This is a genomic window from Thioalkalivibrio sp. ALE14 (assembly GCF_000376845.1).
Taxonomy (GTDB): Bacteria; Pseudomonadota; Gammaproteobacteria; order Ectothiorhodospirales; family Ectothiorhodospiraceae; genus Thioalkalivibrio.
In genome coordinates this window covers 1-13370 of the sequence record NZ_AQXY01000017.1, presented here as the reverse complement: position 1 = coordinate 13370, position 13370 = coordinate 1, and the positions used below count along the sequence as shown (strand labels likewise).

The 13370-nt window shown below is 61.9% G+C and carries 11 protein-coding genes; 2 read left to right on the top strand and 9 right to left on the bottom strand.

Annotation, left to right across the window (positions count from 1 at the left end; translation table 11 throughout):
* The first annotated feature begins 97 nt into the window (after window positions 1-97).
* Window positions 98-1738, top strand: coding sequence for an MBL fold metallo-hydrolase (locus tag F572_RS0101570; protein WP_018158327.1), 1641 nt, complete (start codon window positions 98-100; stop codon window positions 1736-1738).
* Window positions 1739-1794: 56 nt separating this feature from the next.
* On the opposite strand, the gene F572_RS0101565 is transcribed toward F572_RS0101570, so the two are convergent.
* From F572_RS0101565 to yjjJ, 3 genes are all read right to left on the bottom strand, one after another.
* Window positions 1795-2571, bottom strand: coding sequence for an ADP-ribosylglycohydrolase family protein (locus tag F572_RS0101565; protein WP_026181385.1), 777 nt, complete (start codon window positions 2569-2571; stop codon window positions 1795-1797).
* Window positions 2572-2633: 62 nt separating this feature from the next.
* The gene (locus tag F572_RS0101560; RefSeq protein ID WP_018158325.1) at window positions 2634-2879 is read right to left on the bottom strand and encodes a ribbon-helix-helix protein, CopG family; all 246 of its coding nucleotides are present in this window, start codon (window positions 2877-2879) and stop codon (window positions 2634-2636) included.
* 425 nt (window positions 2880-3304) lie between these two features.
* Window positions 3305-4699 carry a type II toxin-antitoxin system HipA family toxin YjjJ gene (gene yjjJ, locus F572_RS14675; protein ID WP_018158324.1) on the bottom strand — a complete coding sequence of 465 codons (1395 nt, stop codon included), beginning with the start codon at window positions 4697-4699 and terminating at the stop codon, window positions 3305-3307.
* 220 nt (window positions 4700-4919) lie between these two features.
* Between yjjJ and F572_RS0101550 the strand changes: the two genes are divergently transcribed.
* On the top strand, window positions 4920-5681 hold the full coding sequence (locus F572_RS0101550) for a SprT-like domain-containing protein (protein ID WP_018158323.1): 762 nt from the start codon (window positions 4920-4922) through the stop codon (window positions 5679-5681).
* Between the two features lie 16 nt (window positions 5682-5697).
* On the opposite strand, the gene F572_RS0101545 is transcribed toward F572_RS0101550, so the two are convergent.
* The 6 genes from F572_RS0101545 to F572_RS14665 all read right to left on the bottom strand — a co-directional run.
* Window positions 5698-8964 carry an SNF2-related protein gene (locus F572_RS0101545; protein ID WP_018158322.1) on the bottom strand — a complete coding sequence of 1089 codons (3267 nt, stop codon included), beginning with the start codon at window positions 8962-8964 and terminating at the stop codon, window positions 5698-5700.
* A 275-nt stretch (window positions 8965-9239) separates the two neighbouring features.
* On the bottom strand, window positions 9240-10400 hold the full coding sequence (locus tag F572_RS0101540) for a Fic family protein (RefSeq protein ID WP_018158321.1): 1161 nt from the start codon (window positions 10398-10400) through the stop codon (window positions 9240-9242).
* A gap of 363 nt (window positions 10401-10763) precedes the next feature.
* Window positions 10764-11375, bottom strand: coding sequence for a DUF1566 domain-containing protein (locus tag F572_RS0101535; RefSeq protein ID WP_018158320.1), 612 nt, complete (start codon window positions 11373-11375; stop codon window positions 10764-10766).
* Window positions 11376-11702: 327 nt separating this feature from the next.
* Window positions 11703-12071: a hypothetical protein gene (locus tag F572_RS0101530; protein WP_018158319.1), complete on the bottom strand. Its 369-nt coding sequence runs from the start codon at window positions 12069-12071 to the stop codon at window positions 11703-11705.
* A gap of 541 nt (window positions 12072-12612) precedes the next feature.
* Window positions 12613-12861: a DUF4282 domain-containing protein gene (locus F572_RS0101525; RefSeq protein ID WP_018158318.1), complete on the bottom strand. Its 249-nt coding sequence runs from the start codon at window positions 12859-12861 to the stop codon at window positions 12613-12615.
* Between the two features lie 208 nt (window positions 12862-13069).
* Window positions 13070-13370 (bottom strand): transposase (locus F572_RS14665; RefSeq protein WP_038033915.1); only part of this gene is annotated, 301 nt, incomplete at its 5' end.

Sequence of the window (13370 nt, the reverse complement as noted above, 5' to 3'; positions counted from 1 at the left end):
AAGTGCATCGGTGCATACCGGTGCACTTTGATTGCTGCGCGGGCGAGCCACACTTCAATCTGCATGGGCGATAAACGAAAAAACCAAGGAGATCGCAATGACCATGCAAATTCGATTCGTCGGCCCTCTGGGAAAAGTCACCGGATCATGCACCTGGATGCGGGACGAAACCCGCGGATGGAGTTTCCTCGTGGACTGCGGCATGCAGCAGGGCGAACCCACCGCTGATCAGTGGAATGCCGGTGACGAGTGGCCCTTTGACCCCAAAACCATCCGATTCGTAATACTGACCCATGCCCATGTGGACCATTGCGGATTGATCCCTGAGCTCTACAAACGTGGTTTCGAAGGAACCGTCTACTGCACGGAGGAAACCAAGGAGCTTGCGGAACTTCTATTGGGCGACGCAGCGAAACAACAAGACACGTCGTTCGAGCTGAAAGACGTGGAACGAATCCACTTCCACACCCCCGGCGGCACGACCAAGTTTGGCGATTACCACCCGGTTGCAGACGACCTGTTTATCCGATTCTTCCGAAGCGGGCACATCCTGGGATCTGTCAGCGCGACAATACTCTGGGGTGATCCCAAATCAGAGCAAACGAGCATCGTCTTCTCAGGAGACATCGGCCCGGGCAGGGAAGACCAGGAAGTTGCGCCCTTCTCACGGCACCTGATGCATCCAGCGCCCGCTGATTTTGCGGTGGTTGAATCTACCTACGGAGACCGGGCCCGGCCTCCCGAGGAAACGGACCCCGTCAATAGAAGAAGCCGCCTCGCGGAAGCAATGGACCGAGCGATGAAGACGGGCGGGACACTGGCAATCCCTGCTTTCAGTACCGCACGCACGCAAGATGTCCTTTTCGACATCCATTTTGTGGTCGCCAGCAATCCAGAGCGTTACGCAGGGATGGACTTCATCCTAGCTTCACCTCTCGCAGAAAAAATCAACGAGATCACTGTGAAAGCTCTCAGCAAGGTGGGGCCCCAAGGCAATAGGGGCAAGGTCCGCCCTCTTTGGCTTGGCAAGCAGGTGTTCCGAGATCTTGGGCTCGACAAGGACGATCCTGACCATTTTGATCACGCCCACAATCTTTGCAAACAAGCACTTTGTGCTGCACCTGCGACGCCAATCCCCAATGAACCGCCGGGCAATGCGATCTCGGCCCAGTGGCGCTCACTCTTTAGGGTAGACAAGAAAGGCGCAAACGACGTCGAGCTTGCTCAAGCAGGCCCACGGGTCGCCGTGATGAGCTCGGGGATGTGCGACGCTGGCCCGGCAATCCGCTGGCTTCCAGATCTCCTAAAATCGGCCGACAATGAAGTCGCCTTGACGGGATATTGTGCCCCCGGATCCATCGGCAACAAGCTTCAGGAACTCGCCCCCGTCCCAAACTCTGAACGACGCAAACTCCGAGACAATCTGTCCTGGAAGCAACCCGGCGGACCTTCGCTGCCGCGTCGCGACATCAAGGCATCGATATCGACTCTATCGGGATATTCTGCCCATGCGGACCAGGCGGAATTGGTCGATTGGGTAGTACACGAGTTTCCCCAAGGCAGCGGAAGCCGCCAAACGATGGCCAGCAAGAAGGTCTTTATCCAGCATGGACACAATAGAGCCCGGAAAGGCCTATCCGAGGCCATCCAGAAAAAAGCCACGGCCCACGGCCTTTGGATCGAGACCGGCATGCCCGAAGAGCCGTCCGGCTGGATAACCCTGGACCCTGCTCGATAGCACTATCGGCCCCTCCGCGCCACTCGCAGGGGGGCCTTTACGCTAGCCCTAGCGCCCTAGCGCCCCGAGTCGAAAACACTGATCACCTCCCGCATCACTGCGGGAATGTGCGGCAGGGCGGACTCGATCATCACATCGGGGATCCCGTGCAGGGATTCCGCCACGCTGCCCGCAATGGCTGCCAGCGTGTCTGCATCCCCGCCCATGGACACGGCATTGCGCAAGGCATCCTCAAAATCCTCGGATTCCAATGCGCAAACGATGGCCGGTGGAACCGTCCCGGGCGCGGTCTCGTTGTGCTCGTGAACCGAACGGAACCCATCCACGCTCGGGCTGAGATCGTAGCCGTACGCAGATTCCAGTGCCGCCCGAATCTCGGCCGCATCCACGCCTTGCCGAGCAAGCCACACGGCATGCGCCGTCGCCAGCGCACCCTTGAGCCCTTCGGGATGATCGTGACTGACCTCGGTGACCTTTCGGGCCGACTCAAGGCACTCATCAAGCGAATGTGTCAGCCATGCGACAGGCGACACCCGCATCGCGCCTCCGTTGCCGAAACTTCCGTAGGGGGCCTGGACGGTCGGCGCCGCGAGCCAGCTAAAGAACTTCTTGCCATATCCACCCAGGTGAGGGGCCGGCCGAACCTTCCGGGCCCACTCCCGCATCGTTTCGGCCGGATCCTTGTCGTGCAACAGGGCGTCGGCTACCGCGACCGTCATGATGCTGTCGTCGGTAATCCCGTTGCGGTCATTGAACAGCGGGAAGTCCTTCGTGGTGATGCGCCGAAACTCCCAGGGAGCTCCCACCATGTCACCAATAATAGCTCCGAGCATTCGGCCATCTCCTGTCACACGCCTGGTGCAGCGGGGATATCGACTGAGCGGGGCGGGCGAACTCAACCGTGCAGGTCACGCCACAACGCCTCGGAACCGATCACCGACTCCTCGCCGCACCGGATCCGCGCCAGCGTCTGATCGGCCTGGTCGATGCCCTCAAGGTCGGTCAAGTGTTCTTCAACAGCCTCGCGGATGCAGTCGGTCATCGTGCGGCCCATCTTGTCGGCCGGCACCATCAGGCGTCGATACGTCTCGCTCGGCAGGCGCACGGTCGTTTGACGGGTATCTCCGGTTCGTGTGGTCATGGCCATGAACTCCAGCGCCGTTCACACAAACCGCTGCCTGTTGCAGGTCGGGGCAACGGGAGGCGCATCAGATTCCCAAGGCCCGGAACAACCCTGCAACGGTGTCGGCCCGCTTGCCCTGGCCGGATTCCAGCACACGCATGGCCCGGACGGTGGTGGCGTTCGGCACCAGTCTCGGCGCGGGCTGACCCTGCCGCTCATCGACAGACGACCGAGCATCTCGGTCACGGTCATGACATGCGCGTTCGCATCCCCTTTGGGCAGGCGAACCGTCACCTTGGCGCTTTTCATGTTCCACGGCGATGCCCGCAGGTCATGCGGCATGTTCAAGGACAGTGTACGCAAGGAGGCACGCTGTTTGCGCGCGCAAACAGCGTGCCTCCCGGCAGACGCCGGGCATCCAATGGGCACTGCGCAACGCCCCGTCAGGGCGCAACGAGTGCCATGCACCTTTGAAGCTCGACGGCGTTTTCGGATGCAATCCTGCGAAACGCGGCACTGATGCGGGTGTCATCCGACACGGTTTGCCAGTACCCAATTGCGGTGTGACAAGTAGTGACCCACACGCCATGTTCACGGGGCAATGGCAGGGCGGGCTCGAACGTCACGCGCGGCAACTCGCCACCCGGGAGCGGCGCGTAGGCCATCGGGAGCATGTCGTAGACCGGGCACAGGACAAGCCGGCCGCCCTCCGGTCGAAAGGCGAGGTTGCCCGGGTGCATGTCGCTGTTGGCAATCAGTCTTCCGAACCAGGTGATGTGGCGGATGGCTGCAACCGCCTCCGGCGCCAGCAGACGCTTGCCCGCCAGTCCTTGGGCGAGGGTGTCCCATGCCGAAGGGGCATGACCGAGCAAGGCCGCGTTCACGGTCTCCAGCGTCACCACCGCGCTGCGGCCGAACAGTCCGTGGCGATCGAAGCGCTCGACCTCCAGGAACGTGCGGCCCTGTTGCTGGAGGATTCGGCTGGGCGGGCTCTGCACGCCGGGCAGCGCCGCGACCGCCTCCAGAGCCAGATGCTCCGCCACCAGCAGATCGGACCAGCGCTGCACGGTCGCGGACTCGTCCGCACCCGAAAACTTCACGATGACGTGCGGACTATGACTGCCCTGCAGGTCCCGAAGGGCGGTGAACTTCGGGAACTCACCCGCAGCACTGGAGCCCGCAAGACCCAGCGAGATGGCCTCCTCCGCCGCCTTCACATACATCCCTTCGATTTCATCCGCCCCGAGAATCGGAGGGGGATCCAGGCGGGCCTTCTGCCAGCCCTTGAATGCGGCATCACCAACGACCAGGTTGCCCGGGAGATCGAAGCCCACACGACTCAGAACCCACAGAATATCGTCGTCACTCCAGGCCTCTGGATTAGGTGACACCTGGAGCGTGTCTTGCAAGCGATGCGCCAGCTGGCGCCCGAGGTAGCCCTGGGGGCGCATATCGTACAAAGGGTATGGCAGACCGGCCCACCATCCTTCGGGGTTCTCGTCGTCATCCTCCAAAGGCCAATCCGAGCCACCGAAGTCGGCATGGCAGCCCTGCGGCTGGATGGGCGAGAGCTCCGTGAACTCGTGCGGCTGGCCGGCTTCATCAATCACACGGATGGGAGTGGGCGCGAAGTCGCCTCGCAGCGCTCTGCGCAGAGCGTAGCGAGTGCGCCGAGCCCGCCCGGCCGCAAGGACAGGCTCGGTTGTCTCCTGCAGAAGTCGGTGAAGGGTGGGGACCGACAGCCCCAGTTCGCGGGCAAGATCGGCTGCGCGCGCCGGGGCGAGCCTGGCAAGCGCCTGGCCGAGCCGCTGATGCGCTGCCTCTCGCTTGCTCCTCATCCGAACCTGCCTATTGAAATGATTATTGAGAAGATACTACCTCATTAAGGGTTTGATATATAACCCTTCAATTTCTCTCCAAGCATTTAGTGAAACGATCCTATGGACGACCTCGATCCTGGACGGGACAGGTCTCGGCTCGCCAGGTTTGTGACCGGATTTGTGACAAAAACGGGGCGATACAATCTCGGGACTCAAGACTCGATGCCGGAAACGCACCATGACCGACTCCCCCACCCTGTCGATGTACTCCGCCCTGCAGCGGGCCTTCGATCATTTCAACGAACGGCTGTTCGACAACGAATTGCCTCCCTGTCTGATCACGCTGCGCAGCTCCCGCCGGCAGCGAGGTTACCACCACGCCGAACGCTTCATCTCCTCGGATGGCACGATCGTCCATGAGCTGGGTGTTCATCCGGGGTACTTCACCCTGAATCCGCTGGAGGTCGCGCTGTCCACGCTGGTACACGAGATGGTGCATCACTGGCAGGAGTGCTTCGGCCGGCCGAGCCGATCAAACCACCATAACCGGGAGTGGGTCGGCAAGATGGAAGCAATCGGTCTGGTGCCGAGCGATACCGGCCTGCCGGAGGGCAAACAGACCGGACGCCGGGTCACGCACTACATCCAGCCCGACGGTCCGTTCGCCCGGGCCTGCTCGGACCTGCTGGCCACCGGGTTCGAACTGCCCTGGTTCGACCGGCATGCCCCCACCGATCCCGAATCGGTTGCCCAGGTGCAGGAGGCCCTGGCCGAACAGGGTCTGGCCGTCGCCAGCGCCCCCGCACCGGCCGAGACGATCGCGATACCCGACGATACCGAAAAACCGGCGGTGTTCGCGCCGCCCGCGCCACGCCCGGATCCCCGTGTGCGCATGAACTGCCCGACCTGCGAGGCGCGGGTCTGGGCCCGACCGGAAACCGAGGTTATCTGTGGATCGTGCATGGAGCCGATGAGCCATCTCTCCGACGAAGCAGGCTGACCTGGCCGGCGCCGGATCAACGAACGGGCATGCCGAGAATGGCCGCGACTACTCGCTCCTCCGCCGAGCTGTGAAGCGGGAGGGTGGCAAACGCTTCCAGCACCTCGGGTCCCAGTTCGGCCTCCGCCTCAATGAGCTCCTTGCGCAGGTCCCGCAGGCGCAGAAAACCCCTGCGCTGCTGGGTCAGGCGGCGATACCAGTAGGGACGGATAAGCTCCAGCCAGCGATTGGCGATTGCCTCCCAATCCGGCTCGCCGGCCGTCAACGCCTCCGACTTTCGCGCCAGCAGATTGCGCAGATCGAGATAGGCGTCGAGTCGTGTCTGCTCCCTCTGGCGAGCCGCCTCCTCGGAAAAACCCTTGAGGACCTCGGCCATCTCCTGCAGGGCACGTTGCTTGCGCAGCGGCAACTGCGCCCGCTCGGCCTCCGGGAGGCGCTCGGAAAAGTGCGACAGCCATCTCGCGGCCGGCTCGTCGATTTCACCGTTGGGCGGATCCGAAGCCAGTCGCTCGCGAAGGGCGGCGGCCACCTTGTCCAGTGAAGTCGTGACTTCGGCATCCGGGCCGGAGAAGAAAAACCAGCGCGGCGCGCGGTCCGCACTGCCGGCCAGGCAGAAGAAGGCCCAGACGGTGTCGCTGGCCACCACGCTGACTCTTGAGAGCACTCGCACGGAGCGCTGACGGTAATACTCATAAATGTCGGGCTCGACCAGCGCACCCGCGCCTTCCACCAGTCCGCGCACTGCGGCAAAGGCATCATGCGGTTCGGCTTCCTCGATGGAGCGAGCGGTACGCTCGTATTCGCGGATCAGGGTGTCAGCGTCAACGCTATCCCGTGACCGCTGCTGCAGGTCTTCCGGCAACGGGAGATTGGTCCCGAGAAGCTCCGTCACCGCATCGGCCCGGTCCAGGAAGCGAGCATCGGCGCTGAGAGCGAACTCCTCGGCATCCCGAGGCCACCAGACCTCGACCTCGGCATGGGGGCTGTCGAGACGATCGACGCGTCCGGTTCGCTGTTCGGCCACGCGTATCACCGAGGGCATGTCGAGATGGACCAGCGCCGAGGCCGCCTGCAGGTTCACCCCCTCGGACAGACTGTCCGAACACAGCGCCACGCCGGCCTGCTCGCCGTCGCCCGGCCGAAATGCGCGGAGTACCGCCTGGCGGCTTCGCTCGTCGCTGCCCGTGGCCTGCCAGATCTCGACGCCCGGCAGCCGCTCTTCGAGCTGCGCGCTCAGGGCCGCGATGGTAATCAGACGGCTGTCGAAAGCCAGCACCCGTTCGTGGCGCGCCGCCAGTCTAGCCAGATGGGCGACCTTGGCGTGCTCCCGCGCCGGACTCATGGCGCGCACCTCGTCCAGGACCTGCGAGAGGATCCGGTGATCGTGCGTGTGGGCTGATGCCCAGGCGTCCGCATCGGTAAGCCACGCAGGCAAGGGCACGCCCAGCCGGTTCTCGGGCACACGCCCGGGTTGCTTGAGCTTGCCCAAGACATCTCCTGTGTCGGCGGACTTGGCGTAATGCTCCAACCCGAACACGGCCCGAGCCACCGCCGTTCCGCACAGGTGCTCAACCAATGCCGCACGCGAAGACCGCAGGGCCGCCATGACCCGGTAGCGGACCAGCTTGTGCGCCCCGAGCAGCAGGTTGTCGCGATACTGGTCCTCGGTGAGCCCCTGCTGCCTTTGTACGGCGCTCAGTTCCAGGACCACCGGAATCTGGACCACACCGTAGAGTTCGTCCAGGAGCCCCCGGATTCGGCTGGCGCGTTCACGGTCGGCAGCCGGTTCCCCCAGGGAATAGCTGTACGAGCGGTGCTCCGGATACCGGCAGGGCCGTCCCGAGTGATCCCGATAGGCTTCGGGCTCGCGATCAATCAGGGCATTGAACATGCGCTTGGTACGGCGAATGGTGAATGTGCGGATCTCGTCCCGCAGCCGGGCGGCCTCGTCCTCGCCGAGGTTGTGCCAGCGACCGGGACGATTGACCCGCTCCAGGGCCTTCAGCGTGCTCGGCTGCAGGTTGTCGGCGCCGAGGAGATCCGCGATCCGGACTAGGTCATCGACATTCCGGTTGATCGGCGTAGCGGTAAACAGCAGCACGTCATCGGCAAGATGGTTGGTAAACAGTCGGCGTGTCCGGCGCGAGCGGCGATTGTGGAAGTTGTGGCACTCGTCCACGGCGAGCAGGCGCGCCCGCCTCAGGGCATCATCCAGCTGCCATGCCTTGCGGCTGCCGTGACTGAGCAGGCCAACCGAAAAGACATCCAGCGCGGTGTCGGCCCGGGAGGCCTCCCGCTCCCACTCCTCCACGACCGTCGAGGGTGCAACCATGACCGAGCGGGGCATCCCGCCTGCCCCCTGGATACGCGCCTGCTGCGCCCGCAGGAGATGCGCACCCATGCGCGTCTTGCCGGAACCCGTCGCATCTGCAATCAGCACCGCCCCCTGACGATCCAGCAGATACAGCGCCTGTGCGATCCCCTGACGCTGGGCCGGCCACAGCGCACGGAAAGCCTCGCGGTCGACCTGCTGCAGAAAACCCTTCGCCCAGTCACCCTCCAGCAGCTCCCCGCAGGCGCGGGCCAGCGCATCGCGCCACCCGACGACATGCAGCAGACGCTCGAGCAGCGCGAGCAACGCATCGGTGTAGTCATGCCCAAGCGACCAGAACTGCTCGGCCAGCGCCGCCGCCTCGCGGTAACGCCTCGGTTCACCCGTTGCAGTGAACCGCGCATTCGCCTCATGCTGACGCTCCAGCCCATTCTTGCTGAAATTGCTCGAACCGAGCGTTACAGCCCCCTCCCCGAGATAGATCTTGGCGTGCAGTGGCCGCTGCGTGTCGGGCCAGTACCGCGCCTCGACGGCGCCCTCCCGGAGTCGCTCCCGAAAATGAATCAGCCGGGCCGACAGGCGCAGGGAGATCCCTCGATCCAGCCAGTACTGCTCGACCTCTTCGGGAAAACTCGACGCTTTCAGACTGCGGTGACCGCCCTCCCCCGCACTCGGCTCGTTACCGAAGAGAATGCGAAGCGGACGAACCTCCCCCAGATCACTCTCCAGACGAACGAGCTCTTCCAGCGCCCCGTAGCCTGTCACCACCAACGGCGAGTCCGCAGACACCAGGTCCGTAATCACCCGCTCGCGCACCGTCCGCCCGTCGACATTGAGCGGGAAACGATCCGGCGTTGGCCAAACGCCCTCCACCTCTCGCGACGGATCCGGGAAGTCGCTGAAGAGATCACCAGTGCGCGCCGTATCTGCGAAGGGATCGTCCTGAGCCATGAAGCCACCCGTCAGCCATCCGTATCGTCACCCCGACACAGTGCCGTATCTGCGGACAGGAAGACCACACGCAAGCCTTCTTTCCCGTCCATTCGGTCAATGTAGTCGCCCACCGAATTCGGGAAGCACACAGATCACTGCGAGGATTCGAATGCCGGTCCAAGATTGGGCGCTACACCCGGAAACCTCCAGTGATGCGTGGACCTAATCGGGGGAAGTGGACAAGTCGGTAACGTTTCCTAATGAGGCAACACAGCCGGCCAGAGTAATGGTCGCTAGATATCGGTTCCTTGCCGCAGGTGCGCAAGGTAGTCCTCGAACAGGACGGCCCTATTTTTCTTGCGCTCGTCGAGCGCGTGTACGATTTCCGCCGCCTCAAGGACGCGCATGGCCTTGGCCGCCGCAGGCCGCGAGCAGTCGAGGAGCTCCATGGCCCGGTTCACCGTGAGAATTGGGTGGTCTGGAAGTAGTTCGAACAAACGGAGGCTCAACACAGTCGCGTCGTCGCGGGCGAGGAGGCGATTTCGGTTCTCGCCAATGATGACGTGAAGCCGGCGCGCGGTGGCGACGGCCTCGTCAGCGACCTCCGCCACGCCTTCCAGGAAGAACGACAGCCACCCCTCCCAGTCGCCCTCGTCACGTATCGCTCTGAGCCGCCGGTAATATTCCTGACGCTGCCTTTTGAGGAACAGGCTCAGATAGAGAAGAGGCCGGGTGAGTAGATCCCAGTGCCGCAGTAGTAGCATGATGAGCAGGCGTCCGATGCGGCCGTTGCCGTCGAGATAGGGATGCAGCGTCTCGAGCTGCGCATGGAGGAGTCCTACCCGGATGAGTGGCGGAAGCTCACTCTCGTCGTGGATTGCCCGCTCGAACTCGCTGAGCAGCGCGCCGAGTCGATGCGGGGGTGGAGGCACGAACGCAGCGTTGCCCGGGCGTGTCCCGCCGATCCAGTTCTGCGAGCGCCGTACTTCGCCCGACTGTTTTTGCGCGCCGCGCGCACCACTAAGCAGCCGTGCGTGCGCCTGCGACAGGAGGCGCATCGAGAGGGGCAGGCCGTCTGCTCGCCCGACCTCGTCCCAGGTGAAGTTGAGCGCATCGACGTAACCGCAGACCTCCTCAACGTCTGCGTCGGCCGGCGCCTCCCCGGAGGCCTCGATCTCGAGCAGATCCATCAGCGTTGCCTGCGTCCCTTCGATCTGCGCCGAGAGCACCGCTTCCTTACGAACGAACGCGTATACGAACCACTCGACCGACGGGATCAGGTCGCCCGCCAATTCGAGCAACCGCAGACTCTCGTTCGCCAGGCCGAGCAGCGAACTGAGCTCGCCGCCGAGGTCAAGAGGGGGATCCTTGGGCGGCAGCGGATGGGGAATGAAGGCCTCGACTGACTCCCCAGCCACGGTGCTGCGCTCAAAGGTGCCGGTTACGCGTTTCATGGGTCCTCAAAAATAAGCGATCGCTTCCTCTGAAAGGGACACGCTAAACGATCGCTTATTCTTGGTCAACGCGACAATGCGAGAGTTTCTTTTTCAGCACAGGGAAGCGGCCCGCCGCTCTAACCGAAGGTCCAGGTGTGGAGATTCTCGGGTTTCTGTGGGCGATGACGGGTTGGATGCGGGGTAAGGCACAGATGGAATAACCCGAAACGAGTTCCTCAACGAAATGGGCGCAGCGATCTCTGGCGCAATTGACGAGCTTTTTGAGGAGCTCGAGGGATACTAATGGTCAACGGTCTGTATTTATCGACCCAGAAGAAAAAAGGGGTGGCGCCACGCGTAGGCTCCACCCCTCTTTGTCCGTTAATTGTCGGCTACGAGCCTCGCCCCCGTCCACTCATCAGTAGCGTGTCGCGCCTGAGAAGAAACCCGATGTCGCAGGCGGATCCTCATAAAGTTACCCGCACCCCCAGACATCGCAGAACTCCATCCCCACTCCGTGGGGCCGAACAGTTCCAACGCATCACGATACTCTCCAGACATGCTGCTCAGGCTTTCCCCGAAAATCGCCCCGTTGAGCGTGAAGTGATCATCTCGATGCGGAAGGCGCCAGTTCTGTTTGCCGCACAGACCATCCTCGTTAACGGCTTCCACGAAGCCAGCCGTGTCACATCGGCTGCCCGAGCACTGGCCTCCGTCCTCAACGCCTGCATACCCCTCGGCATCCGGATCGTACCAAGTCAGGGTGTTCCCCTTGTAGTAGAGGCTCCCTTCCTCCTCGTTGTGAACCATCCACAGAAGACCCGTTTCGCTGTCCCGAACGCAGCTCCATTCCTCAGCGTCCGCGCTCAGAATCGAACCGTCGTGCGCCACCTTACTGAACCGCTCGCCGCCCCCTCCGCATGCGGACAACGCCAACGACACGGCGACCGCGATTGCGGATACGCCACCAACCTTCAGCATGCTCTTGTTCATCTCATCTCTCCTTGTCAATTGGTGCTCTATGCACCATTTTCAAACCGTTCTTTCGGCTTGTTCTATTGGGGCCCAGCCCCTGAGTCCATCTCCAGGCCCGCTGCCATTTTCATGATCCTGTTGCATCGATCAATTGAACTCACCCCCCGTTTTTTCATGAATACGCAGCCCCAGTTCGTTCGATCCCGAACATATTGCGCCACCTCCGGGTGGGCCTGGGCAACCGTGCGCACTCTTGGTGCTGGTGCGCGTCAATTTCACTCTATGGGCCGATGAATGCGGTATAGAGTCATCCATTATCCAAAAGACACCCTCTGCTTGCATTTATCAAAGTGAGAAAACATATCTCACAATAGCCACAACAATCGCGATGATGACTCCATAAATCAGGAATACACCGATCAGCGGCAAACCACGAAAGAACGCGTACACGAGCGCAATGCTCGAGACCACTTGAGACATTCGGCCCAGCCACCCCATTTCACTCGTGGCCCAATGGCCGACATCGTGGTGCATCTCGTAAATCAAAACAGGGATATACGCGCCGACCGAAACCAAAAACCCTATCATACCTAGAAATAAAAACGCCTCTCCACCGCTTTTAACCGCAAGATCGGGGACAGGTGAAGCTATAGCCATAAAAACCGCCAGAGCGACACATCCCAACATAAAGCCCAAATAGAGAAATCCTTCCATCCTTAAACTCCATTTTCCCATGCTAACTGCCAGGTACCGGCTTATTACATACACGTTTTTGAAATCAATCGGGGCGTTCCTACTGGCATGCCCAGGTGTTGGGTAACGAATCATTCCATTCCGCACGAGAAGACACCCCTATTTCGTCCGGTCTCGATCGTACTGCGCCTGGTCTGGGGCTGGAGCTGGGCTTGGGAAGCCTTGCGCACATCCGCGTACTGGCGCGCACCAATTTCACTCGATAGGCCGATGAATGCGGTAGAGAAACCGATCGCAAAGCAGGTCACCACTCACCGACCGGCCATGCGAGTGCCAACCCGACAGAGTAGATGACGCCAGACACGCACGGATCTCTAGCGAGAGGGCATGTACCGCGGACGGTCCATAGAGGTTAGAGCTGCGTGACCGAGGATCGGGATAGGCAAGTCTGCCCAGCGGCTTTAAGCAGATGACGCCGGTCAAAGGTTCCCGGATCCCTCGGCCAGCGCAACGATTTCGATGCGGGTCGAGGGGTCCGGGACTACCGTCGCAAGAAGCCTGATCAGGCCTTGTCAGCCATCTTCTTTGTGTTCTCGTTGATCTTGAAAATCACGATCAGAAGCTCGGACCAGACCCGGGCACCAATCGCTCCGAACACGAGAATCGCGAGCCCAATGAGGAGGCCCATAAGCCCGCTCCCGGAGAACATCGCGCCCAGACCACTCACCACCACCACAAGCAGCAATAGCCAGTAGACGATGGTGATGATCTTCGGGGTAAGCATCGTGTCAAAGAACAGAAAATCGCGCATAGATACATCCTTGTTATTAGAGGACGAGGCCAAATGACCTCGGAGGGGGTGGTACAGCCACGGCAAACCATGACCAGCGCGCCCGAAAACCGGAAATCATGGAAGATGCGTACGCAAGGAACAGAGGGCACCGCACCTTGGCAGACGATTCGCCGGTGTATTTGAGGAATTAAAGCTGATCCGGAAGGCCCCGCATGACATTTCCTGATTAGCAACGAGAGTCAGCCAGTCGCAGAACCCGCTCGGGCACGGGCCGGCAGTGCACGGCGGCGACCAGCAGTCGCGCCGGCAACGTCGCCAGATCAAAGCGTCGGTTGAAGCGGTAGGCGAATGCCGCGAGGTAACGGGCCGCGTACTTGGCGAACGCAAATGCATGGTAGCTCCCGCTGAGGCTGGTCTTGAGGTTGCCGAGCACGGTGTTGATCCATTGGAATTCGGGAAGATCCTGGGGTTTGCGCCCGGCCACGACCGTCGGCTGGTGCCGGCAGTCGGCCCTTGCGACGGCGCGG

Excerpts from the sequence above, each read along its gene's own strand:
- F572_RS0101570 (WP_018158327.1), top strand. The coding sequence starts at position 98 with ATGACCATGCAAATTCGATTCGTCGGCCCTCTGGGAAAAGTCACCGGA.
- F572_RS0101565 (WP_026181385.1), bottom strand. The coding sequence starts at position 2,571 with ATGCTCGGAGCTATTATTGGTGACATGGTGGGAGCTCCCTGGGAGTTT.
- F572_RS0101560 (WP_018158325.1), bottom strand. The coding sequence starts at position 2,879 with ATGACCACACGAACCGGAGATACCCGTCAAACGACCGTGCGCCTGCCG.
- yjjJ (WP_018158324.1), bottom strand. The coding sequence starts at position 4,699 with ATGAGGAGCAAGCGAGAGGCAGCGCATCAGCGGCTCGGCCAGGCGCTT.
- F572_RS0101550 (WP_018158323.1), top strand. The coding sequence starts at position 4,920 with ATGACCGACTCCCCCACCCTGTCGATGTACTCCGCCCTGCAGCGGGCC.
- F572_RS0101545 (WP_018158322.1), bottom strand. The coding sequence starts at position 8,964 with ATGGCTCAGGACGATCCCTTCGCAGATACGGCGCGCACTGGTGATCTC.
- F572_RS0101540 (WP_018158321.1), bottom strand. The coding sequence starts at position 10,400 with ATGAAACGCGTAACCGGCACCTTTGAGCGCAGCACCGTGGCTGGGGAG.
- F572_RS0101535 (WP_018158320.1), bottom strand. The coding sequence starts at position 11,375 with ATGAACAAGAGCATGCTGAAGGTTGGTGGCGTATCCGCAATCGCGGTC.
- F572_RS0101530 (WP_018158319.1), bottom strand. The coding sequence starts at position 12,071 with ATGGAAGGATTTCTCTATTTGGGCTTTATGTTGGGATGTGTCGCTCTG.
- F572_RS0101525 (WP_018158318.1), bottom strand. The coding sequence starts at position 12,861 with ATGCGCGATTTTCTGTTCTTTGACACGATGCTTACCCCGAAGATCATC.